This is a genomic window from Pseudomonas putida group bacterium ESBL64 (assembly GCF_045277175.1).
GTDB classification, from domain to species: domain Bacteria; phylum Pseudomonadota; class Gammaproteobacteria; order Pseudomonadales; family Pseudomonadaceae; genus Aquipseudomonas; species Aquipseudomonas alloputida.
Genome location: NZ_CP145799.1, coordinates 2,671,846 through 2,695,004 on the forward strand (window position 1 = coordinate 2,671,846; position 23,159 = coordinate 2,695,004).

The following is a 23,159-nucleotide window of genomic DNA, read 5'->3' on the forward strand; positions in this document are numbered from 1 at the left end:
CCTTGCCGTTCCTCAAGCGGCCTCGACCTGCACGGGTACGCCATTGAGCGCAGCGTTCCCGGAAACCTGGTCCCGAAAGCGCTCATCGGTCAGGTCATTGGCACTCACGCCGGGTTGCGCCTGGGCGATCTGCAGGTGCACGCCGTGACGACCATGACCATAGCCATGGGGCAAGCTGACCACACCGGGCATCATGTCCTCGCAGGCCTGCACCTCGACCTCCAGTGAGCCAGTACGCGAACGGATGCGCACGCGCTGGCCATCCTGCAGTTGCCGCTGCTGCAAATCTTGCGGGTGCATCAACAACTGATGCCGTGGCTTGCCTTTCACCAGGCGATGGAAGTTGTGCATCCACGAGTTGTTGCTGCGCACATGACGGCGCCCGATCAGCAGCAGCTCGCCCGGCACTGGGGGCGTCATTCGCGCCAGGCGGTGCAAGTCGTCCAGCAAGACCTGAGGGGCTGCTTCGACAGCCCTGCTGGCGGTCGCCAAGCGCCCAGCGAGGTTGCTGCGTAACGGCCCCAGGTCAAGCCCGTGCGGGTGATCGTCCAGTGTTGCCAGGGAGAGCTGCCAAGGCGTTGCTTCACCATAGCGCCCTTTGCGCAGGGCTTGATCAATCATCTGCGCAGGCGACCAGGTCGGCTTCAACGCCAACTCGGCACGCTTGGCAAACGCCTGGGCCAGGCCGACGAAGATCTCCCAGTCATGCAGTGCCCCCTCCGGCTTGGCAAGGATCGCCCGGTTGAAGCGCGTGACATTGCGCACTGCCAGCAAGTTGAAGGTGCTGTCGTAATGGTCGTTCTCCAGCGCTGAGGTGGAGGGCAGGATCAAGTCGGCATGGCGGGTGGTTTCGTTGATGTAGAGATCGATACTGAGCATGAACTCCAGACCCTCCAGCGCCGTATCCAGCTGGCGGCCGTTAGGCGTGGACAACACAGGGTTACCGGCAACGGTCACCAGGGCCCGCACCTGCCCTTCGCCCGGTGTTTGCATTTCCTCGGCAAGGGCAGCCACCGGCAGCTCGCCGCCGTACTCGGGCAAACCCGACACACGGCTCTGCCAGGCGTTGAAATGGCCGCCCGAGGTGGTTGCCACCAGGTCGACGGCAGGCTCCGTGCACAACGCGCCGCCTGCGCGGTCGAGGTTGCCGGTCACCAGGTTCACAAGTTGCACCAGCCAGTGGCAAAGGGTACCGAATGCTTGGGTCGAGACGCCCATGCGGCCGTAGCACACGGCCTGCCCGGCAGCGGCGAAGTCGCGTGCCAGCTGGCGAATATCCGCTGCAGCAATACCACATTGGGCGCTCACGGCCTCGGCACTGAACGGCGCAATGGCCTCGCGCACCTGCTGCAGGCCGTTGACCGGCAAGTGCGAGCCCCGTGCCAGGCCTTCTTCGAACAATGTGTTGAGCAAGCCGCACAACAGGGCTGCATCACCACCGGGGCGTATGAACAAATGGCTGTCAGCCATTGCCGCCGTTTCGCTACGCCGCGGGTCAACCACCACCAGGCGCCCACCACGCGCCCGCAGGGCCTTCAGGCGCTTCTCCACATCCGGAACAGTCATGATGCTGCCATTGGAGGCCAGCGGGTTGCCGCCAAGAATCAGCATGAACCCCGTGTGGTCGATGTCCGGAATCGGCAGCAGCAGCCCATGCCCATACATCAAGTGGCTGACCAGGTGTTGGGGCAACTGGTCCACTGAAGTGGCTGAGAAACGGTTACGGGTCTTGAGCAGGCCCAGAAAGTAGTTGCTGTGGGTCATCAAGCCGTAATTGTGCACGCTCGGGTTGCCTTGGTAGACCGCCACGGCATTGCGCCCATGGGCTTGCTGGACCGCCCACAATTTTTCGGCTGCCAGTGCGAAAGCCTCATCCCAGCCAATGGCCTGCCAATGCTCGCCGACCCGCTTGTGGGGCTGGCGCAGGCGATCCGGGTCGTTCTGAATGTCCTGCAACGCCACGGCCTTGGGGCAGACATGGCCACGGCTGAACGGGTCCATGGGGTCGCCCTTGATCGAGCTGATCAGGGCCCGCCCGTCTTCCTCATGGCTGACTTCGATGTTGAGCCCGCAGATCGCTTCGCACAGGTGACAGGCACGGTGATGCAGGGTCTTGGTCATGGCCGCCTCTGCCTTGTTGTTGTCGAACAGTGACTATGCGCCCGCCCCCCGCCCCGCGGCCAGTGCGCTTCGCCGCGTGAATCCACCGACATCAGGCGCACGATTTACGACAGCCATTTGCCAAATTGCCAGCAAGCCGTGTACAACCGTCTGTAGCAAATAAAGAACAGCACGGGCCAACGGGTAAAGACACCCTTTGCAATACCCTTTGCGATCACCCCGCTTTTCCCCCCTTGGCTTCAGGCGACATTTACTTATAGTATTGCGCCTTTCCCTATTTCGTCCGCCCCGTGCGGCTTACGCCGCAGGTCACCCCCGTTGTCAAAAAAACCATACGGTCGACCTGCATACCGTTGCAGATAAGGTAGTCACTCATGAGCGCTAGGCACTTTCTCTCCCTGCTGGACTTCACCACCGACGAATTGCTCGGGGTGATCCGCCGCGGCATCGAGCTGAAGGACCTGCGCAAGCGAGGCGTGCTGTTCGAACCGCTGAAGAACCGTGTGTTGGGCATGATCTTCGAAAAGTCCTCGACCCGTACCCGCGTGTCGTTCGAGGCCGGCATGATCCAGCTCGGCGGCCAGGCCATCTTCCTGTCGCCCCGCGACACCCAGCTGGGCCGCGGCGAGCCGATTGGTGACAGCGCCATCGTGCTGTCGAGCATGGTTGATGTGGTGATGATCCGGACCCACGCCCACAGCACCCTGACCGAGTTCGCCGCCAAGTCGCGTGTGCCCGTGATCAACGGCCTGTCCGACGAATCGCACCCGTGCCAACTGCTGGCCGACATGCAGACCTTCGTTGAACACCGCGGCTCGATTCAGGGCAAGACCGTGACCTGGATCGGCGATGGCTTCAACATGTGCAACTCCTATATCGAAGCCGCCAGGCAGTTCGATTTCCAGCTGCGCATCGCCTGCCCCGAAGGCTATGAGCCGGATCAACGCTTCATGGCACTGGGCGGTGACCGCGTGCAGATCATCCGGGATGCCAGGGAAGCTGTGCGTGATGCACACCTGGTGGTCACCGATGTCTGGACTTCCATGGGTCAGGAGGAGGAAACTGCACGGCGCCTGGCGCATTTCGCGCCTTACCAGGTCACCCGCGAACTGCTCGACCTGGCTGCACCCGATGTCCTCTTCATGCACTGCCTGCCCGCCCACCGTGGCGAGGAAATCAGCCAGGACCTGCTCGACGACCCACGTTCGGTCGCCTGGGACGAAGCTGAAAACCGCCTGCATGCACAGAAGGCGCTTCTCGAATTCCTTGTAGAACCGGCTTACCACCACGCATGAGTCAACCCCTACTGCTCAACCTGCGCAACCTCGCCTGCGGCTATGGCGACCAGCGCATCGTCCAGAACCTCAACCTGCACCTGAACGCAGGCGACATCGGTTGCCTGCTGGGTTCATCCGGTTGTGGCAAGACCACCACCCTGCGTGCCATCGCCGGTTTCGAGCCGGTGCACGAAGGTGAAATCCACCTGGCCGGTGAGGTCATTTCCCGGGCTGGCTTCACCCTGGCTCCGGAAAAGCGCCGCATCGGCATGGTATTTCAGGACTACGCGCTGTTCCCGCACCTGACCGTGGCGCAGAACATTGCCTTTGGTATCGCCAAACACCCACGCCAGGCCGCCGTCATCGAAGAGATGCTGGAGCTGGTCAAACTCGGCGGGCTGGGCGGGCGTTACCCGCATGAGCTGTCTGGCGGCCAGCAGCAACGTGTCGCCCTGGCCCGGGCGCTGGCGCCCGAGCCGCAACTGTTGCTGCTTGACGAGCCATTCTCCAACCTCGACGTGGAGCTGCGCCGGCGCCTGAGCCATGAGGTTCGCGATATTCTCAAAAGCCGCGGTACCAGCGCCATTCTGGTCACCCATGACCAGGAAGAAGCCTTTGCCGTCAGCGACCAGGTTGGCGTCTTCAAGGAAGGCCGCCTGGAACAGTGGGATACGCCCTATAACCTTTACCACGAACCGCAGACGCCATTCGTGGCGAGTTTCATCGGCCAGGGATACTTCATCCGTGGGCAAATGAGCAGCCACGAGGCAGTCAATACCGAAGTGGGTGAGCTGCGCGGTAACCGCGCCTACATCATGGCGCCGGGCAGTTCGGTGGATGTACTGCTGCGGCCCGACGATATCGTGTATGCACCGGGCAGCGGGCTACAGGCGAACATCGTTGGCAAGAGCTTCCTGGGGGCATCGACCCTGTACCGCCTGCAACTGCCGACTGGCAGCCAGCTGGAAGCGATCTTCCCTAGCCATAACGACCTTCAGGTCGGTGAAGATGTGGGGATTGCGGTGAAAGCCGATCACCTGGTGCTGTTCCCGGTGCCGGGTAGCGTAGCGGCGCAGTTGCCGCGCCAGGAGAATGGCGTGCGTCGGTACAGTTCCGCGACCTGATTGCAGACCCTTGGGGCCGCGCTGCGGCCCAATCGCGACACAAGGCCGCTCCCACAGGAAATCGAGAACTCCTGTGGGGCGGCCTTGTGTCGCGATTGGGCTGCAGCGCGGCTCCGGATCTCAGCCTCTGCCGATCCCGGCAAACGTGCCCTGCGTATACTCCGCCAGCACCGCCGCTGCCAACTCCACTTCCAGGCCACGCCTGCCGGCGCTGACATGGATAGTTGCAAAATTCTGCGCCGAGTCATCAATGAAGGTCCGCAGGCGCTTCTTCTGCCCCAGCGGGCTGATGCCACCCACCAGGTAACCGGTCGCCCGCTGCGCCGCCGCCGGGTCGGCCATCTCGCACTTCTTCACGCCGGCAGCATGGGCCAGGGCCTTGAGGTCCAGGGTACCCACCACAGGCACAACCGCTACCAGCAATTCCCCTTTCTCGCTGCTTGCCAGCAACGTCTTGAACACCTGTTGCGGGTCGAGCCCGAGCTTTTCTGCCGCCTCCAGGCCATACGACGCCGACTTCGGGTCATGTTCATAACTGTGCACACGATGCTCGGCACGGTGCTTCTTCAACAAGTCTAGGGCGGGGGTCATGCAAGGGCTCCAGTCAGGGACGACTCGGCGGCTACTTTAGGACAATTCCCACATCCCAGCCACCGCACCGCAATCGCGCGCGTCTAGTACAGGGATCAGCAGCTGATTCTAGCGACCATATCGTGACTGACCGTTCACTTTCGACCTTTGACATCAGCGTTTCTTGTCTATATTTTTTCGTTTCTGAATAAACGATGCCCTTTTAAGGTGCATTTCCTACATCACCCGGGGTCAATGGGGATAGACACCGGGTTTTGCTGTCGAGCGCCACGCGCCTCACAACAAAAAAAACGAGGTCATACATGACGACTGCTCTGCGCCAACCCACACTGTCCAGCCAATGCCTGGCCGAGTTTCTCGGCACCGCCCTGCTTATCTTCTTCGGCACCGGCTGCGTTGCCGCGCTCAAGGTTGCCGGCGCCAGCTTCGGGCTTTGGGAAATCAGTATCATCTGGGGTGTGGGCGTCAGCATGGCCATCTACCTCACCGCCGGTATTTCCGGTGCGCACCTGAACCCAGCCGTGAGTATCGCCCTCACACTGTTCGCAGGGTTCGACAAGCGCAAGCTGCCCTTCTACATGCTGGCCCAGGTATGCGGCGCATTCTGTGGCGCAGCACTGGTCTACACGCTGTACAGCAACCTGTTCTTCGATTTCGAACAAGCCCACGCCATGCTGCGCGGTAGCGAAGGCAGCCTGGAGCTGGCCTCGGTGTTCTCCACCTACCCGCACCCGTCGCTGTCCACCAGCCAGGCGTTTCTGGTCGAAGTGGTGATCACTGCCATTCTGATGGCCGTGATCATGGCCCTGACCGACGACAACAACGGCCTGCCGCGCGGCGCCATGGCCCCGCTGCTGATCGGCCTGCTGATTGCAGTGATTGGCAGCGCCATGGGCCCATTGACTGGCTTTGCGATGAACCCGGCCCGCGATTTCGGGCCAAAACTCATGACCTTCCTGGCCGGTTGGGGCGAAATCGCCTTCACTGGCGGGCGGGATATTCCCTATTTCCTGGTTCCGGTATTTGCACCGATCCTTGGCGCCTGCTTGGGTGCAGCGAGCTATCGCGGCCTGATTGCACGCAACCTGCCAATGGCGCCTGCCGCGACCCCTGAGACAAATGACATTCGCCAGGGCGATACTCAAGCCAATTGATGCCGCCATCACGCACAGCCCTGACCCCCTATTCTTGCAAGGCCTACGACCATGACAGACACCCAGGATAAGAACTACATCATCGCCCTGGACCAGGGTACCACCAGCTCACGGGCGATCATTTTCGACCGTGACGCCAATGTTGTAGGTACCTCCCAGCGCGAGTTCGCACAGCATTACCCGCAGGCGGGCTGGGTCGAGCATGACCCGATGGAGATTTTCGCCACACAAAGCGCCACCATGGTCGAGGCCCTTGCCCAGGCGGGTATCAGCCACGCCCAGGTCGCTGCGCTGGGCATCACCAACCAACGCGAAACCACGGTGGTGTGGGACAAGGAAACCGGACGCCCGGTGTACAACGCCATTGTCTGGCAGTGCCGCCGCAGCACCGAGATTTGTGCCCAGCTCAAGCGTGACGGCCACGAAGGCTACATTCGTGAAACCACCGGCCTGGTCACCGACCCGTATTTCTCCGGCACCAAGCTGAAGTGGATCCTCGACAATGTCGAGGGCGCCCGTGAACGCGCCGAGCGTGGCGAACTGCTGTTCGGCACCATCGACACCTGGCTGATCTGGAAGTTTACGGGTGGCAAGGTTCACGTCACCGACTACACCAACGCTTCGCGCACGCTGATGTTCAACATCCACAGCCTGCAGTGGGACGACAAGCTGCTGCAAATCCTGGGCATCCCGCGGCAAATGCTGCCTGAGGTGCGCCCATCTTCGGAAGTGTACGGCCACACCAAGAGCGGCATTGCCATTGCCGGTATCGCCGGCGACCAGCAGTCGGCACTGTTCGGCCAGATGTGCGTTGAGCCGGGCCAAGCCAAGAATACCTACGGCACCGGCTGCTTCCTGTTGATGAACACGGGCGACCAGGCGGTGAAGTCGTCCCACGGCCTGCTCACGACCATTGCCTGCGGCCCGCGTGGTGAGGTGGCCTATGCACTGGAAGGTGCGGTATTCAATGGCGGCTCTACCGTGCAATGGCTGCGTGACGAACTGAAGATCGTCAACGACGCCCTGGATACCGAGTACTTCGCCAGCAAGGTCAAGGACAGCAACGGCGTGTACCTGGTGCCCGCCTTTACCGGCCTGGGCGCCCCGTACTGGGACCCGTATGCCCGCGGTGCGTTGTTCGGCCTGACACGTGGCGTGAAGGTGGACCACATCATCCGCGCCGCACTGGAGTCCATCGCCTACCAGACCCGCGATGTCCTCGACGCCATGCAGCAGGACTGTGGCCAGCGCTTGTCCGAGCTGCGCGTGGACGGTGGTGCAGTGGCCAACAACTTCCTCATGCAGTTCCAGGCCGACATCCTCGGCACCTGCGTCGAGCGGCCGCAGATGCGCGAAACCACGGCGCTGGGCGCCGCCTATCTGGCAGGCCTGGCCTGTGGCTTCTGGAGTGGCCTGGACGAGCTGCGCGACAAGGCGATCATCGAGCGTGAGTTCAGCCCGCAGTTGGACGAAACGCAGAAAGAAAAGCTGTATGCCGGCTGGAAGAAGGCGGTCGAGCGTACCCGTGACTGGGAAGATCACGAGGCATGATAGCTGTTGGGGCCGCCATGCGGCCCCAATCGTCCACTGGCCGTCATCCCCTTCCTACGGCATCATTGCAGAATTTGTCCGGCAGCCCCAAAGGACCGCCCATGAATCTGCCCCCTCGCCAACAACAAATCCTCGAACTGGTACGCGAACGCGGCTATGTCAGTATCGAGGAAATGGCGCAGCTGTTCGTTGTCACTCCCCAGACCATCCGACGCGACATCAACCAGCTTGCCGAGCTCAACCTGCTGCGTCGTTATCACGGCGGCGCGGCTTACGATTCGAGCATCGAGAACACCGCCTACGCCATGCGTGCCGACCAGATGCGCGACGAAAAGCAGCGCATTGCCGACGCCGTAGCCCGGCAGATTCCCGACCATGCGTCGCTGTTCATCAACATCGGCACCACCACCGAATCGATCGCACGGGCGCTGCTCAACCACAACCACCTGAAAGTCATCACCAATAACTTGCACGTGGCGGCGATCCTGGCCGCCAAGGACGATTTCGAAGTGCTGGTGGCGGGTGGCACGGTACGCCGTGATGGTGGTGTAGTCGGCCAGGCCAGTGTCGATTTCATTAACCAGTTCAAGGTCGACTTCGCCCTGGTGGGCATCAGCGGTATCGACGAGGATGGCAGCCTGCTCGATTTCGACTATCAGGAAGTGCGGGTGTCGCAAGCCATCATCGCCAATGCCCGGCAAGTGATCCTCGCGGCCGATTCCAGCAAGTTCGGGCGCAATGCCATGGTGCGTCTGGGCTCGATCGACCTGGTCGACTGCCTGGTGACCGACCAGACACCAACCCCACCCCTTACCCAATTGTTGAACCAGAACAAGATCAGGCTTGAGGTGGTTTGAGGGCTGGTGGGTGCATGCCGCCAGATGTGTGGCGGCCGTGAGATCAAGTGCGGCCCGCGCGGCGCATCGCGAGCGTGGCTCGCGCCTGCATCGGTTTCGGGCCAGTTATGCCTGAGACAGCGCCCCCCATAACCAAAGCCACCCCCTAAATTTTCGGAAATGTTCACTTCGTTGTCATTTGATCAGTTTTTTCTATGGAGACTGACTGGCGACCGGCTTTCTGTTGCGCTAATATTTTCGCAAACGAACATCAATGTTCATATTCGATGTGAACAGCCCCAGGAGGCCTTGCCCGTGTCCCAGCCAGTTTCGTCCCAGCCCCCAACAGCCGACTGCTATGACCTTGTCGTGATCGGCGGTGGCATCAATGGCGTGGGCATCGCTGCCGACGCCGCTGGTCGCGGCTTGAAGGTCTTCCTTTGCGAAAAAGACGACCTGGCCCAACACACGTCGTCAGCCAGCAGCAAACTGATTCACGGTGGCCTGCGCTACCTGGAGCACTACGAGTTTCGCCTCGTACGCGAGGCCTTGGCTGAACGCGAAGTGCTGCTGGCCAAGGCCCCGCACATCGTCAAACCTATGCGCTTCGTGCTTCCGCACCGCCCGCACCTGCGCCCTGCATGGATGATCCGCGCCGGCCTGTTCCTCTACGACCACCTGGGCAAGCGCAAGCGCCTGGGCGCCTCGCGTAGCCTGCGCTTCGGCCCGGGCTACCCGCTGAAGCCGGCAATCACCCGCGGCTTCGAATACGCCGACTGCGCTGTCGATGACGCCCGCCTGGTAGTACTCAACGCCATGGCGGCCCGTGAGCTGGGCGCACACATCCACACCCGCACCCGCTGCTTGCGCGCCGAACGTGTAGAGGGCTTGTGGCAGGTAGAACTGCAGCACGCCGACGGCAGCCTCCAGACGATCCATACCCGCGCGCTGGTCAACGCCGCCGGCCCGTGGGTGGCCAGCTTCATCAAGGACGACCTCAAGCTCGATGCGCCTTACGGCATCCGCCTGATCCAGGGCAGCCACATTATCGTGCCGCGCCTGTATGAAGGTGAACATGCCTACATTCTGCAGAATGAAGACCAGCGCATCGTCTTCTGCATCCCGTACCTGGACCGCTTTACCCTGATCGGCACCACTGACCGGGAATACAGCGGCGACCCGGCCGCGGTCGCCATTACCGAGCAGGAAACACATTACCTGTTGAAGGTCGTCAACGAGCACTTCAACCACCAACTGAGCCAAGCCGACATCCTGCATACCTACTCCGGCGTTCGGCCGCTGTGCAACGACGAGTCGGACAACCCTTCGGCGGTGACCCGGGACTACACACTCGCCCTTTCGGCAGAAGCTGGCCAGGCACCGCTGCTGTCGGTGTTCGGTGGCAAGCTCACCACCTACCGCAAGCTGGCCGAATCGGCCATGGCTGAACTCAAGCCCTTCTTCACCCAGATGCGCGGCCCCTGGACCGCCAGTGCGCCACTGCCGGGCGCAGAGGGCATGACAACGGTACAGGCGCTGATCGATGCCGTACTGGCACGTTGCGGCTGGTTGCCTGTCGACCTGGCCAAACGCTGGGTGCTCACCTATGGCAGCCGTGTGTGGCGACTGCTCGATGGCGTTCACGGCCCCGAAGACCTCGGGCAGGCTATCGGGGCCGGGCTGTTCACCCGCGAGGTGGACTACCTGCTGGAGGAGGAATGGGCAGAGCAAACCGCTGACATTATCTGGCGTCGCACCAAGCTGGGCCTGTCGCTGACCGCACAGGAGCAGATGGCCCTGGAGGCGTATCTGCAGCAAGCCCGCAAGGTGCGCGCGAATAGCCGCGCAGCCTGATACCGACGGTGAAGCCCTCTTGATCCGTCAAGGGGGCGTATTCGCCCAGCGCTCGTAGGCTTCCCGCGCCAACCGCGCCAGCAATGCCCGCTCACTGCGATCGTAATCAGTCTTCAGTGCTTCACAGCGTTGCAGAAACTCGCTTTCGTTGATCACTTGCTCATCTACCTGAACCTGTAGGGCCTCCATGCGCTGGTGCAGTGGCTGTACCAGTTCTTCAAATCGCTGCGCATGAAACTCTCGCGCGTATTGCTCCCAGAAAGGCCGCTGTGCCAACGAGGCTATCAGGGCATCCGTCGTCTCAGTTTGCAAAACCGCGTCCTGGACCCGCAACACATCGCTGGTGGTTACGTTTGCAAAACCTGGGTAGTGCATTTCGTCGAGCTCGATCGGCAAGCCCAACGGACGCGCAAGCCGCTGTCGGTAAAAAAGCCGTGTCTCGATTTCATCGACATGAGGGGCGTGCTCGGCATGCATGCGTTGCACGTGCAACGTCGCGTGACGGTCGACCTCGTCCAGGCGAAACAAACCACGCGCCAGGCTTAGCAAGCGAGCTTCCATCCGACTGCCATGCGCGTCTTCGACGGCGCGCAGCACCAGAACCCCAAGCTCCATCTGCTCCAGCAACAGCAGCAGCCGGTCTTCACAACTGCGGGGACCAGATGCCTCGAGAAACAACTGATGACGCAACTGCTCGTGCTGCTCACACGTTTCCAGAATTCGCCAGATTCGGCTGCGGTAATGCCCAGGGTGCTGCTCAAAGTCCTCGCCGTGAACGAAGTCTGCCAGAAAGCGGAACATTCCATCTGAGTGCGGTTCCTCAAGCAGCGCTGTCCATATGGCCTGCTGGCGATCACGTTCAGCGTCGGCTGTGCTGTTGGCCCAGGTATTGAACAGGTCACTGTCAATGGCGCGATGGCGTGCGGACGCTGACCCCCACTGCCCTGGGGTTACACCTCGTGCCTCATCAAGCAGCAATGCGTCAGCTTCGCCAAGTGGATTATCGTGCAAGGACAACTGGTGCACCTGCAGGCGCAGCTGCTGCAACTCTCGGCGCAGTGTGCGAATGTTGTTGTTACGCAAGTCTATGTGGGCACGAAATGAAATCCGCTCAGGCAACGCTTCAAGGCCAGCAGAGCGCAGATTGACTTCACGCAAATTGCCCAGGCGCGTCAGTACCGGCGCCCTTCCCAACGGGTTGTGGCTGAGGTCCAGGTACCGCAGCGCGCTCATCCCGGCAAGACGCAATTCACCGGCCTCATCCATTATCACGCTGTTGCGGCGCAGGTTTAGCTGCCGCAGGCGGGGCATATGTTCAATGCCGTGAGGGATCGCAGTCAGGCGATTGCCGGACAGGTCGAGTTCAATCAGGTTGGGAAAACGGCGAAGAAAGTCCCCATTGATTTCACCAAGGCCCAGGTCACTGAGGATCAGCCGTCGCACATGATCAAAGCTCACCCCCTCCGGTAATTCGGGCAGACTCCCGATACGCTCTCCGCTGATGATCAGCGCGTAGTCCCCGGCCTCGTCGGTTATCTTGCGCCGCCAGCTTCGCCGTACGGCAGTAGCGACCCGACGGCGGCGTAGCGCGTCCAGTGGGTTACTGGCATCCCTGCGCCACTGGCGCAGGCTCTGACGCAGGCGCGCCAACTGCCCCGTGAGCTGGCTGTAGTGCTCCCACAACCCTACTCGCCGCTCCATGAGGTCAAGCAGATAGGCTTGTAGCTCCCCGTCTGTCATCGTCGGAAACACTTGGTGAATACCACGCCCTATGGCACGCCGACTGCTCTCGCCTCGCCCACTCAAGGCATACCCGATACGCCCATCTCCAAAACGGGTCGGGGGTCGCAGGCCAACACCCAGACGTGGCATGCCACAGAGCTCAGCCGCTTGGGTGCGATCCCCGGCAGCGGCCTCGATCAGCAACGAGCCCAGGGCGCCTGGACTGACAGCGGCATCGCCGAGATCGGCTGTCTGCGTCTCGTCCAGCGCAGCCAACAGTGCCGCCAGGTAGGGGCCGGATGTACCTTGACCGGCGTAGCGATAGCCGTCGCCGCGGCGCACGATACACCGTACATCCTGCGCAGACTCTGCGCCGATACCGGCCAGATACCGGCCACTCGGGCTACCTTCGCGCAGTTCGATGCGCAGGGTGTCCGGCCATTTCAGCTGACGCTCGAGCAAGCCCAAAGCCAGGCGTTCGGTGTCCGGATTGACGCAACGCGGCAGGCGCAAACCGGCACAGGCCCTGTCCAGACGGCTTTCGCGCAGCGACCATCGTGCACGCTCGGCCACTGCCAAAGGGATCCGCTGCGCGGTGCTGAGTGTATCGAGCTGCGCACCGCTGCATTGCTGAAGCAGCTCACGGGTACAGCGAGCCGACAGGCCGGGGAAAGTGTGCCGCAATATCCGCTCGATGCCATTGGGCTGCACTTGCCGATCAGCAACATACTGCGCCAGTCGCGGCGCGCTGAAGTCCGGGTGTAATTCATGTGCCTGATAAAGCTCCAGGGCATCGAGCAACCGTGCAGGTGCGCCCATGTGCTCAACGTGCAAACGGCGAATCTGCGCTTCACTCAGCCCTGTCACCTGGAGCAGGTAGTCGCATGTCGGTTCCAGTAGCTCTGCCAGGGGCGTACTCAGGCGGCGCACCAGGTTGGCCCGCCCTTCCCAGTACTGTGGAGTTTCGAGTTCATGGCGCCAGCCACCGGCGCCATTCTGCTCTATCGCCGGCCGGTAGGCCCTGGGACGACCAGGGTGCAGGATCCTGGAGCGACCATCCTGCGGATCCTCCATCACCCGATAACGCCCCTCATCGAGGTGCCACAACCATTCCTGTGCGCCGACACCCCGCAACGGTTGGGCATCGTAACCGGGCAGATCCGTAGCCATGAGCCTGACCTTGCCTGCGGAGGTGCACACCGGTGCCAAGTCATCCACGAAGGCCAGACGCTCAAGGGCACGCACGGCCACTTGGCTGCCGGCTGCGATCATCCCGCCGAGCACGACATTCTCGGCAACGTTGAACAGGTGGTTCAACGCCCCTTCGCGATCACCCATGCGCCAATCTTCATACCCTTCATACACTTCGTCAGCAATCTGAACCGCATTTGCCACCAGCAGCACTTCGCCAAGCACAGGCACGAAGGCCCCCGCCACATTCAGCAAGTTCATACCCAGCTCTTTGTAGCCCTGCATGCGCGCTTCGCGGTCTTCGTCATCTTCGACATCGGTGGGTACGGCGAGCACCTTGGCGTCATCCCTGATCTTGGCAAGGTGTTGCCGGCGCAGGTGGACGAACGGTGCGTCAGTGATCGGTGCAGAACGGGCGTCGAGTTCCACCCCGGCTGCCGATGCCTGCGCGACCCGTTCGTTCAATACCCGATAGAAATTGATGCGCTGACGCTCGGTAATGAAGCGCGCGAAAAAGCGCCGATAGGCCGGCGCACGGAAGCGCTTACCGAGGTACTTGTCGAGTGCATCCCAGCTGGCATGACGGGAGACGGGCTGATGAGGGTCATCGGGTACCCAGAGCACCACCGACTCCACTGCGCCCTCAGCTGACGGACGCACTTCCAGTGTCAGCACGCCTTGAACCGGGCGGCCCAGCAGGTACAACTGTCGGGGAACCACAGTGCCAACCAGCGCAGGCACCACCGGCTTTTCGGCAATAAGCGGCAACAGAAAAAAATACGTGCGCTCGTCAATGTCCTGTTTCAACGCAGCGACCCGCATCGCCACCTCGAAATGGGCCTTGAAACTCGCTTCGAACAGCCCGTGCAAGCGGGAAACGGCCTGGCCCGGCTCATCCTCCGGGCCATCTTCAGGCTGTAGATGGTGGGTGAGCAACGCCTGGTACTTGCCCCCTGCGTCGACCTCGCGACATGCGGAGGCAAACGCGTGGAAGCTCATCGGCAGGCGGTTACCGTTGCCATCGACCAGTTCACCTTTGAGCGTGAGCCCGGGGCGTGTCTCCCTGCGATGATAGTTATGCAGCGCCGCCTCCAGCAATGACCGCCTGGAGCGGCGAACATAGGTGGGCCGCAGCAGCACAGGCGAAGCGCTGGGCAGCAACAGCCGCTGCGAGACCCGTACCCTCCAGCCCGTCACGTCCGGGTTGCTGAAGCCGCTCTTGCGCAGTTTCGTTTTGAGCAACGCTGCTGCGTAGGCCTGCAAAGAAGGGATGGCCTGGAGGATTGGGCCAAGCCGCGCATTACAGTTCGCCTGCCGCCGCAGGGCGTTTCGTAACGCATCGAGCCTTTCCGGTTGCGCGTGGTCGACTAGCCATCCAGGCAAGTTTTGGGCAATCAGGCTATCGATGGAATCGTTCGGGGGCCGGTGCGGTGACATCTGTGGAGCTCTCCAGGCAAAGAGCAGAGCACACTACGTCTGCGCCCTTGCCGCGCACTGCATAGTTACCACACGCGATATCTGGATGTGCGGCGACCCATGCGTTCGGATAACCGAACGAGCAAACGCTATTTGTTCGGCCTGGCGAACCCCGGAGGGATGTCGAGACTGTCAAGCGCGAGCAATACAAGCGGTTTAAGGTCGACAGCAAGGCTTGGCACGAGTCATGCTCTACACTTGGTAGCCGAATGCACCCGCTTCTTGCTGTATTCGTTGAACGAAGAGTCCGCCAACGGCTCCATAAAAAAAACAAACACGTCGAGGAAAATTTGATGCGTATCGTTCGTCAATTGCTGGGCGCAGCCATCGCGGCTGCAGTCATCGCTTCGCCGGCCATGGCCGAGGAGCTCACCGGCACCCTGAAGAAGATCAAGGAATCGGGCACCATCACACTGGGGCACCGCGACTCCTCCATTCCATTTTCCTACCTGGCCGGCAAACCCGAGCCCGTCGGTTACTCGCATGACATCCAGCTGGCCGTCGTCGACGCGCTGAAAAAGCAACTGGGCACGGACATCAAGGTCCGTTACAACCTGGTCACCTCGCAAACCCGTATTCCGCTGGTGCAGAACGGCACCGTCGACCTGGAGTGCGGCTCCACCACCAACAACGTCGAGCGCCAGCAGCAAGTCGGCTTCTCGGTCGGCATCTTCGAAGTCGGTACCCGCCTGTTGACCAAGGTCAAGGACGGTCAGCCTGCATACAAAGACTTCCCGGACCTGGCCGGCAAGAACGTGGTGACCACCGCCGGTACCACCTCCGAGCGCATCCTCAAGGCGATGAACGCCGACAAGCAGATGAAGATGAACGTGATTTCCGCCAAGGACCACGGTGAAGCCTTCAACATGCTCGAAAGCGGCCGCGCCGTGGCCTTCATGATGGACGACGCCCTGCTCGCCGGTGAAATGGCCAAGGCGCGCAAGCCATCCGACTGGGTCATCACCGGTACGCCACAGTCGTACGAAATCTACGGCTGCATGGTGCGCAAGGAAGACGCTGCGTTCAAGAAAGCGGTCGACGACGCCATCGTGGCCTACTTCAAGTCGGGCGAAGTCAACAAAAGCTACGACAAGTGGTTCCAGCAGCCGATTCCACCAAAGGGCCTGAACCTCCAGTTCCCGATGAGCGACGAGCTGAAAAAACTGATCGCCGAGCCGACCGACAAGGCTGCGGACGAGAAGAAGTCCTGATCCTCAGCAAATAGTGGCCTGGTGCTCACGAGCACGAATCAATTCTGCAGGCCACTCATTAGTGTCTAACCTTTCATCCGAGGGCGCCTTGCGCCCCCGGATGCTCGAAGGTGCCCGTGAAACAACCGTCTGAGGGGAAATCCCGATGAATTACAACTGGGACTGGGGCGTGTTCTTCAAGTCCACCGGCGTGGGCAGCGAAACCTATCTGGACTGGTACATCACCGGCCTGGGCTGGACCATCGCCATCGCCATCACCGCCTGGATCATCGCGCTGCTGCTGGGGTCGCTCCTCGGTGTCATGCGTACCGTACCGAACCGCCTGGTATCGGGTATCGCCACCGCCTACGTGGAACTGTTCCGCAACGTGCCCCTGCTGGTGCAACTGTTCATCTGGTACTTCCTGGTGCCGGACCTGTTGCCAGAAGGCTTGCAGGAATGGTTCAAGCAGGACCTCAACCCGACCACTTCAGCGCTGATCAGTGTGGTCGTCTGCCTGGGCCTGTTCACCGCCGCGCGCGTCTGTGAGCAAGTGCGTACCGGTATCCAGGCGCTGCCCAAAGGCCAGGAAGCTGCCGCCCGCGCCATGGGCTTCAGCCTTCCGCAGATCTACAACAATGTGCTGCTGCCGCAGGCCTACCGGATCATCATTCCGCCGCTCACCTCCGAGTTCCTCAACGTGTTCAAGAACTCCTCGGTGGCGTCGCTGATCGGCCTGATGGAGCTGCTGGCGCAGACCAAACAGACCGCAGAGTTTTCCGCCAACCTGTTCGAGGCGTTCACTTTGGCCACGCTGATCTACTTCACCCTGAACATGGGCCTGATGCTGCTCATGCGCATGGTCGAGAAGAAAGTCGCCGTGCCTGGCCTGATCTCCGTGGGGGGCAAGTAAATGGAAATGGATTTCAGCGAAATCATCCCCGCCCTGCCTGCCCTCTGGGAGGGCATGGTCATGACCCTCAAACTGATGGTCATGGGCGTCATCGGCGGTATCGTGCTGGGCACCATCCTGGCCCTGATGCGCCTGTCGTCGAGCAAACTGCTGTCGAACGTGGCCGGCGCCTACGTCAACTACTTCCGCTCGATCCCGCTGCTGCTGGTGATCACCTGGTTCTACCTGGCGGTCCCGTTCGTGCTGCGCTGGATCACCGGCGAAGATACCCCGGTGGGTGCCTTCACCTCCTGCGTGGTTGCCTTCATGATGTTCGAGGCCGCGTATTTCTGCGAAATCGTCCGCGCCGGTGTGCAGTCGATCTCCAAGGGCCAGATGGGCGCCGCACAAGCGCTGGGCATGAACTACGCGCAGACCATGCGCCTGATCATCCTGCCCCAGGCCTTCCGCAAGATGACCCCGCTGCTGCTGCAGCAGAGCATCATCCTGTTCCAGGACACCTCGCTGGTATACACCGTGGGCCTGGTCGACTTCCTCAACTCGGCACGCTCCAACGGCGACATCATCGGGCGCTCCCATGAGTTCCTGATCTTCGCCGGCGTCGTCTACTTCCTCATCAGCTTCTCCGCTTCGTGGCTGGTCAAGCGCCTGCAAAAAAGGATCACCGTATGATTTCCATCAAGAACGTCAACAAGTGGTACGGCGACTTCCAGGTACTGACCGACTGCAGCACCGAGGTCAAGAAAGGTGAGGTGGTGGTGGTTTGTGGCCCGTCGGGCTCGGGCAAGTCCACCCTGATCAAGTGCGTCAACGCGCTGGAGCCGTTCCAAAAGGGCGACATCGTGGTCGATGGCACTTCGATTGCCGACCCGAAGACCAACCTGCCCAAGCTGCGCTCGCGCGTGGGCATGGTGTTCCAGCACTTCGAGCTGTTCCCGCACCTGACCATCACCGAGAACCTGACCATTGCCCAGCGCAAGGTGCTGGGCCGCAGCGAGGCGGAAGCCACCAAGAAGGGCCTGGCGCTGCTCGAGCGTGTAGGCCTCAGTGCCCATGCCAAGAAACACCCCGGCCAGCTCTCCGGTGGCCAGCAGCAGCGCGTGGCCATCGCCCGCGCCCTGGCGATGGACCCGATCGTCATGCTGTTCGACGAACCCACCTCGGCACTGGACCCGGAAATGGTCAGCGAGGTACTGGACGTGATGGTGCAACTGGCCCACGAAGGCATGACCATGATGTGCGTAACCCACGAGATGGGCTTTGCCCGCAAAGTCGCCAACCGGGTCATCTTCATGGACAAGGGCAGCATCATCGAAGACTGCACCAAGGAAGCGTTCTTTGGTGACCAGAGCGCCCGCGACCAGCGCACCCAGCACTTCCTCAGCAAGATCCTGCAACACTGACCCGGCCACAGCTTCCGCTGCCACGGCCCCACCAGGCAGCGGAAGCTGGTCGTAACAAGGCCATTGTGATGAAATGCGATCCCTCGCTACTTCGCCCTGCCAAGCCTGCCGTGAATTCCCGCCTGATCCGTCAATTGCTGTTACCACCACTGATCATCCTGATGATGGTCGGCCTGGGAATGGCTGGCTACCTGATCAGCGAGAGCAATGGTATCCGCACCCTCAGCGAAAACGGCGAACGCCAGCTGGAGCTGCACGCACGCACGGTCGAAAGCGAAATCAGCAAGTACACCTACTTGCCAAGCCTGCTGGAGCTGGAAGACAGCGTCTCGCACCTGCTCACCGACCCGGACGGCGCCTCACGCCAGACGGTCAACGAATACCTTGAAGGCCTGAACCGTCGCAGTCGCAGTCGGGCCATCTTCGTCCTCGACACCAATGGCCGGGTACAGGCCACCAGCAACTGGCGCGATGCCGACTCGTTCCTGGGTGAAGACCTGTCGTTCCGCGCCTATTTCCAGACTGCCGTGCGCGGCGAGCCCGGGCGTTTCTACGGCATCGGCAGTACCACTGGCGAGGCTGGCTATTACCTGGCCCATGGCCTTGAGGAGCACGGCAAGATCATAGGCGTTGCGGTGATCAAGGTGCGCCTGGACACCCTCGAGGAGCGCTGGCAGCGTGCCCGCCTGGAGGCGTTCGTCAGCGACGAGAATGGCATCATCATTCTCTCCAGCGACCCGGCCCGGCGCCTTAAGTCGGTGCGCCCGCTGACCCCGCAAATCAAGGAGCGCCTGGCGCGAAGCCTGCAGTACTACTGGTGGCCGCTGAACGAATTGCAGCCCCTGGCCCGGGAAACCCTGGCCGATGGTGTGGAAAAACTGACCTTCCCGGCCAACACCGAAACCGCTCATGGCAAACCGCACGAGGTGGCCTACCTGGCGCAAACCAGGCGCCTGGTCGACACGCCCTGGCATTTCACCCTGCTGACCCCACTGCAGGACCTGCGTCGCGAATCCATGGTGCAGGGCATTCTGGTGGGCGTGGCCTTTGCCTTGCTGGCGATCCTCGGCATTGCCTGGAACGAGCGGCGCAAAGTGATCGCCACACGCCTGGCGGCCCGCGAAGCCCTTGAAGAGGCCAACAGCCAGCTGGAGCGGCGGATTGCCGAACGCACCGCCGACCTGCGCGCCAGCAACGAACGCCTCAAGGGCCAGATTCGCGAGCGCCGGCATGCCGAGCAGACCTTGCGCCACGCCCAGGATGAGCTGGTGCAAGCAGGTAAGCTGGCCGCCATCGGGCAAATGTCTACCAGCATTGCCCACGAGCTGAACCAACCCTTGGCTGCGCTGCGCACCTTGTCTGGCAATACGGTGCGCTTCCTTGAGCGCGGGGCGCTGGAAACCGCCAGCACCAACCTGCGCACCATGAATGACCTGATCGACCGCATGGGCCGCATCACCGCCAGCCTGCGCTCGTTCGCCCGGCGCGGCGATGACAGCGGCCAGGCTTCACTGGCCAAGGCGGTAGAGGCCACCCTGCAGGTGCTGGCCAACCGCGTCAGTGCCTGTCACTTGCAATTGCACCACCAGTTCGAGGACCAGCAACTGGCCATCGACCAGACCCGCCTGGAGCAGATTCTGGTCAACCTGATCGGCAACGCCCTTGACGCGATGGCCGCGCAACCGCAGCCTGAGCTGTGGCTGGAAGGCGAGTTGCAGGGCGACAAGTACCGTTTGCAGGTGCGCGACAACGGCCACGGTATCGACGCCGAAGCGCGCAAGCACCTCTTCGAACCCTTTTTTACCACCAAACCGGGCGAGCATGGCCTGGGCTTGGGCCTGACCTTGTCGGCTTCCCTTGCCGCCGCCGCCAAGGGAAGCCTCAACGTCGAGCATCCCGCCACCGGCGGCACAGCCTTCGTCCTGGCCTTGCCTCTGGTTTCCCCCCCTAGCGAATCGGCAGAGCATCCATGAACCAAGCGCCTCTTACCGTCCTGATTGTCGAAGACGACCCGCATGTGCTGCTCGGCTGCCAGCAGGCGCTGGCCCTGGAGGATATCGCCTGCGAGGGCGTGGGCAGCGCCGAACAGGCGCTGGAGCGCATCGGCGACGATTTCGCCGGCATTGTCGTCAGCGATATCCGCCTGCCGGGTATTGATGGCCTGGAGCTGCTCAATCGCCTCAAGGCCCGTGACCGCAGCCTGCCGGTGGTGCTGATCACTGGCCATGGCGATATCGACATGGCCGTTGGCGCCATGCGTAACGGCGCCTACGACTTCATGGAAAAACCGTTCTCCCCCGAGCGCCTGGTCGATGTGGTGCGCCGCGCGTTGGAACAGCGCGGGCTGTCACGCGAAGTGGTGGCCCTGCGCCGCCAGCTGGCCGAGCAGAGCAGCCTGGAGGGACGCATCATTGGTCGCTCACCGGCCATGGAGCACTTGCGCGAACTGATCGCCAACGTCGCCGACACCTCAGCCAACGTGCTGATCGAAGGTGAGACCGGCACCGGCAAAGAGCTGGTCGCGCGCTGCCTGCACGACTTCAGCCGTCGCCAGAGCCACCCGTTCGTGGCACTGAACTGTGGCGGCCTGCCGGAAAACCTGTTTGAAAGCGAGATATTCGGCCACGAGGCCAACGCCTTCACCGGAGCCGGCAAACGCCGCATCGGCAAAATCGAACACGCCAATGGCGGCACGCTGTTCCTCGATGAAGTGGAGAGCATGCCGATCAACCTGCAGATCAAGCTGCTGCGCGTGCTGCAGGAGCGCACCCTGGAGCGATTGGGCTCGAACCAGAGCATCCCGGTGGATTGCCGGGTGATCGCCGCGACGAAGGCCGACCTCGATGCCTTGGGCCAGAGCGGCCAGTTCCGCAGCGACCTGTATTACCGGCTGAACGTGGTCACCCTGGAGCTGCCGCCGCTGCGTGAGCGCCGTGAAGACATCCTGCAGTTGTTCGAACATTTCCTGCAGCAGTCGGCCCTGCGCTTCGACCGCGAAACACCGACACTGGACAGTCAGACCCTGTCGCGCCTGATGGCCCATGACTGGCCGGGTAACGTGCGCGAGTTGCGCAACGTGGCCGAACGCTATGCCCTCGGCCTGCCAGCCTTCAAGAAAGGCCCCAGCGGAGGTGCCAACCAAGGCCTGCTTTTTGCCGAGGCGGTGGAAGCATTCGAACGCAACCTGCTCACTGATGCCCTGCAACGCACGGGCGGCAACCTGAGCCAGGCCAGCCAGGAGCTGGGCATGGCCAAGACCACGCTGTTCGACAAAGTGAAAAAATACGGCCTCGGCTGACTTGAACCCAAACGGGAAAACAACGTGGACCTGGTATTCAAAGCGGCCCTGGGCGCAGGCGTGGTGCTGTTGCTGGCGGTGCTGTCGAAAACGCGCAACTACTACATCGCAGGGCTGGTGCCGCTGTTCCCCACCTTCGCCCTGATTGCCCACTACATCGTCGGCAAGGGGCGCAGCATTGCCGACCTGAAGACCACCATCCTGTTTGGCATGTGGTCGATCATTCCGTATTTCGTGTACCTGGCAACCCTGTATGTACTGGTCGACCGCTTGCGCCTCGAGGCTTCGATGGCGCTGGCCACGGTGGCCTGGCTGATCGCCGCGACCGTGCTGGTGACTGTGTGGGTGCGGATGCACTGATCGAAATCGGCGCCGATTCAGAGCCCTGCGATGTGCGTGACCTCTTGCCTGTGCGCCTGCAAATAAGGCAACACCGCCCCCAGTAACGGCGCCTTGAACGGCTCCTGGAAACGGTGCGCCAACCCCGGGATCAAGCGCAACTGGCTGCCCCGGATATGCGCCGCCAGGTGCACGCCATGCATCACCGGCAATAACGGATCAGCCGTGCCGTGTACCACCAGGGTCGGCACTCGCAACTGGTTGAGCAACTCGACGCGGCTCGGCTCGGCCAGTATCGCCATGATCTGGCGCTTGGCCCCGTCAGGGTTGAACGCCCGGTCGTAGGCCTGCGCCGCCTGGTGCAGCAACACTTCGCGGTCGTCCCGTACCTCAGGGCTGCCCAAGGCCGCCAGCAGGTCGGCCTGCTGCTCGATAGCCACTTCACGGTTCGGCGCGCTGCGCCGGGCCAGCAACTGCACCAACGCCGGGGCCGGCGCCGGCAGCCCCGCCGCCCCTGAACTGGACATGACCAGCGTCAGGCTGCGCACACGCTCAGGCGCCATCGCCGCCAGGTGCTGGGCAATCATGCCGCCCATGCTCACCCCCAATACATGAAACTGGCGCACGCCCAACGCGTCCATCAGGCGCAAGCCGTCATCGGCCATATCAGTCAGCGTATAGGGCGCCGACACGGGCAGGCCCAGCTTGTAACGCAACAGTTCGAGCGTAAGGTTGGCGTGCGGTGGTACCTGGTTCCAGCGTGACAGGCCGACATCGCGGTTGTCATAGCGGATCACCCGAAAACCTTGGCGGCACAATGCCTCGACCACATCATCTGGCCAATGAATCAGCTGCCCGCCCAAGCCCATGACCAGCAGCAAGGCCGGGTCGCGTGGCGCACCGACGCTCTGGTACACCAGGCTGACGGCACCGAGTTCGGCACGCTGCACCGGCACCTGGGCGTCACAGCGCTGTTCGGCGAAACTCGCCGGAACGCTGAACAGGAAGAAAAGAAAAAGCCAAAAAGCCCGCATGAAAGAAACACCAGAATGCAGATCCCCAGTAGAGCGCGAGTCTGATGAATTCTGTTCGGGCGCGCTGCCACAGTTCGGTGACAGT

The 23,159-nt window shown here is 62.0% G+C and carries 17 protein-coding genes; 13 read left to right on the forward strand and 4 right to left on the reverse strand.

Annotated features, from left to right (window positions below; all coding sequences use genetic code 11):
• Nucleotides 1-12: 12 nt before the first annotated feature.
• Nucleotides 13-2,121: a molybdopterin-dependent oxidoreductase gene (locus V6093_RS12230; RefSeq protein WP_143999603.1), complete on the reverse strand. Its 2,109-nt coding sequence runs from the start codon at nt 2,119-2,121 to the stop codon at nt 13-15.
• A gap of 374 nt (nt 2,122-2,495) precedes the next feature.
• On the opposite strand from V6093_RS12230, the gene argF reads away from it, so the two are divergent.
• Both argF and V6093_RS12240 read left to right on the forward strand, forming a co-directional pair.
• Nucleotides 2,496-3,416 carry an ornithine carbamoyltransferase gene (gene argF / locus V6093_RS12235; protein WP_003254953.1) on the forward strand — a complete coding sequence of 307 codons (921 nt, stop codon included), beginning with the start codon at nt 2,496-2,498 and terminating at the stop codon, nt 3,414-3,416.
• Nucleotides 3,413-4,522, forward strand: coding sequence for an ABC transporter ATP-binding protein (locus V6093_RS12240; protein ID WP_014755513.1), 1,110 nt, complete (start codon nt 3,413-3,415; stop codon nt 4,520-4,522). The genes argF and V6093_RS12240 overlap by 4 nt, the downstream gene beginning before the upstream one ends.
• Before the next feature lie 120 nt (nt 4,523-4,642).
• Here the strand turns inward: V6093_RS12240 and ybaK are convergent, their stop codons facing one another.
• On the reverse strand, nt 4,643-5,113 hold the full coding sequence (gene ybaK, locus V6093_RS12245) for a Cys-tRNA(Pro) deacylase (RefSeq protein ID WP_003254957.1): 471 nt from the start codon (nt 5,111-5,113) through the stop codon (nt 4,643-4,645).
• Between the two features lie 302 nt (nt 5,114-5,415).
• Here ybaK and V6093_RS12250 point away from each other — a divergent pair, with 302 nt between their 5' ends.
• The 4 genes from V6093_RS12250 to glpD all read left to right on the forward strand — a co-directional run bounded on the left by V6093_RS12250 (nt 5,416) and on the right by glpD (nt 10,508).
• Nucleotides 5,416-6,267, forward strand: coding sequence for an MIP/aquaporin family protein (locus tag V6093_RS12250; protein ID WP_003254959.1), 852 nt, complete (start codon nt 5,416-5,418; stop codon nt 6,265-6,267).
• A gap of 51 nt (nt 6,268-6,318) precedes the next feature.
• A complete protein-coding gene (glpK, locus tag V6093_RS12255) occupies nt 6,319-7,818 on the forward strand; it encodes a glycerol kinase GlpK (RefSeq protein ID WP_003254960.1) in 1,500 nt (499 codons plus the stop codon).
• Between the two features lie 101 nt (nt 7,819-7,919).
• Nucleotides 7,920-8,675 (forward strand): DNA-binding transcriptional repressor GlpR, encoded by a 756-nt coding sequence (glpR, locus tag V6093_RS12260; protein WP_265979765.1) that lies wholly within the window; start codon nt 7,920-7,922, stop codon nt 8,673-8,675.
• A 294-nt stretch (nt 8,676-8,969) separates the two neighbouring features.
• Nucleotides 8,970-10,508 (forward strand): glycerol-3-phosphate dehydrogenase, encoded by a 1,539-nt coding sequence (glpD, locus tag V6093_RS12265; RefSeq protein ID WP_003254964.1) that lies wholly within the window; start codon nt 8,970-8,972, stop codon nt 10,506-10,508.
• Nucleotides 10,509-10,535: 27 nt separating this feature from the next.
• Here glpD and V6093_RS12270 read toward each other — a convergent pair whose 3' ends face one another.
• Entirely contained in the window at nt 10,536-14,858 is a 4,323-nt protein-coding gene (locus tag V6093_RS12270; RefSeq protein ID WP_323055205.1) for an NEL-type E3 ubiquitin ligase domain-containing protein, read from the reverse strand.
• 332 nt (nt 14,859-15,190) lie between these two features.
• Here V6093_RS12270 and V6093_RS12275 point away from each other — a divergent pair, with 332 nt between their 5' ends.
• The 7 genes from V6093_RS12275 (at nt 15,191) to V6093_RS12305 (ending at nt 22,061) form a co-directional block, all read left to right on the forward strand.
• Nucleotides 15,191-16,108: a glutamate/aspartate ABC transporter substrate-binding protein gene (locus V6093_RS12275; RefSeq protein WP_047605032.1), complete on the forward strand. Its 918-nt coding sequence runs from the start codon at nt 15,191-15,193 to the stop codon at nt 16,106-16,108.
• Nucleotides 16,109-16,253: 145 nt separating this feature from the next.
• A complete protein-coding gene (locus V6093_RS12280; RefSeq protein WP_016488794.1) occupies nt 16,254-17,000 on the forward strand; it encodes an amino acid ABC transporter permease in 747 nt (248 codons plus the stop codon).
• A complete protein-coding gene (locus V6093_RS12285; RefSeq protein WP_003254970.1) occupies nt 17,001-17,672 on the forward strand; it encodes an amino acid ABC transporter permease in 672 nt (223 codons plus the stop codon).
• Complete coding sequence (locus V6093_RS12290; RefSeq protein WP_014589904.1) at nt 17,669-18,403, forward strand: amino acid ABC transporter ATP-binding protein; 735 nt, start codon at nt 17,669-17,671, stop codon at nt 18,401-18,403. Before V6093_RS12285 ends, V6093_RS12290 begins: the two co-directional genes overlap by 4 nt.
• Nucleotides 18,404-18,471: 68 nt before the next feature.
• Nucleotides 18,472-20,376, forward strand: a complete 1,905-nt coding sequence (locus V6093_RS12295) for an ATP-binding protein (RefSeq protein ID WP_179052734.1) — start codon at nt 18,472-18,474, stop codon at nt 20,374-20,376.
• On the forward strand, nt 20,373-21,701 hold the full coding sequence (locus tag V6093_RS12300; RefSeq protein WP_003254975.1) for a sigma-54 dependent transcriptional regulator: 1,329 nt from the start codon (nt 20,373-20,375) through the stop codon (nt 21,699-21,701). Before V6093_RS12295 ends, V6093_RS12300 begins: the two co-directional genes overlap by 4 nt.
• Before the next feature lie 24 nt (nt 21,702-21,725).
• Nucleotides 21,726-22,061, forward strand: a complete 336-nt coding sequence (locus V6093_RS12305; protein WP_010952237.1) for a GlpM family protein — start codon at nt 21,726-21,728, stop codon at nt 22,059-22,061.
• Between the two features lie 17 nt (nt 22,062-22,078).
• Here V6093_RS12305 and V6093_RS12310 read toward each other — a convergent pair whose 3' ends face one another.
• Nucleotides 22,079-23,074, reverse strand: a complete 996-nt coding sequence (locus V6093_RS12310) for an alpha/beta fold hydrolase (RefSeq protein ID WP_265979755.1) — start codon at nt 23,072-23,074, stop codon at nt 22,079-22,081.
• Nucleotides 23,075-23,159: the final 85 nt, after the last annotated feature.

Excerpts from the sequence above, each read along its gene's own strand:
- glpR (WP_265979765.1), top strand. The coding sequence starts at position 7,920 with ATGAATCTGCCCCCTCGCCAACAACAAATCCTCGAACTGGTACGCGAA.
- V6093_RS12230 (WP_143999603.1), bottom strand. The coding sequence starts at position 2,121 with ATGACCAAGACCCTGCATCACCGTGCCTGTCACCTGTGCGAAGCGATC.
- V6093_RS12285 (WP_003254970.1), top strand. The coding sequence starts at position 17,001 with ATGGAAATGGATTTCAGCGAAATCATCCCCGCCCTGCCTGCCCTCTGG.
- ybaK (WP_003254957.1), bottom strand. The coding sequence starts at position 5,113 with ATGACCCCCGCCCTAGACTTGTTGAAGAAGCACCGTGCCGAGCATCGT.
- V6093_RS12280 (WP_016488794.1), top strand. The coding sequence starts at position 16,254 with ATGAATTACAACTGGGACTGGGGCGTGTTCTTCAAGTCCACCGGCGTG.
- V6093_RS12295 (WP_179052734.1), top strand. The coding sequence starts at position 18,472 with ATGAAATGCGATCCCTCGCTACTTCGCCCTGCCAAGCCTGCCGTGAAT.
- V6093_RS12310 (WP_265979755.1), bottom strand. The coding sequence starts at position 23,074 with ATGCGGGCTTTTTGGCTTTTTCTTTTCTTCCTGTTCAGCGTTCCGGCG.
- V6093_RS12240 (WP_014755513.1), top strand. The coding sequence starts at position 3,413 with ATGAGTCAACCCCTACTGCTCAACCTGCGCAACCTCGCCTGCGGCTAT.
- argF (WP_003254953.1), top strand. The coding sequence starts at position 2,496 with ATGAGCGCTAGGCACTTTCTCTCCCTGCTGGACTTCACCACCGACGAA.
- V6093_RS12270 (WP_323055205.1), bottom strand. The coding sequence starts at position 14,858 with ATGTCACCGCACCGGCCCCCGAACGATTCCATCGATAGCCTGATTGCC.
- V6093_RS12300 (WP_003254975.1), top strand. The coding sequence starts at position 20,373 with ATGAACCAAGCGCCTCTTACCGTCCTGATTGTCGAAGACGACCCGCAT.
- glpK (WP_003254960.1), top strand. The coding sequence starts at position 6,319 with ATGACAGACACCCAGGATAAGAACTACATCATCGCCCTGGACCAGGGT.
- V6093_RS12275 (WP_047605032.1), top strand. The coding sequence starts at position 15,191 with ATGCGTATCGTTCGTCAATTGCTGGGCGCAGCCATCGCGGCTGCAGTC.
- V6093_RS12290 (WP_014589904.1), top strand. The coding sequence starts at position 17,669 with ATGATTTCCATCAAGAACGTCAACAAGTGGTACGGCGACTTCCAGGTA.
- V6093_RS12250 (WP_003254959.1), top strand. The coding sequence starts at position 5,416 with ATGACGACTGCTCTGCGCCAACCCACACTGTCCAGCCAATGCCTGGCC.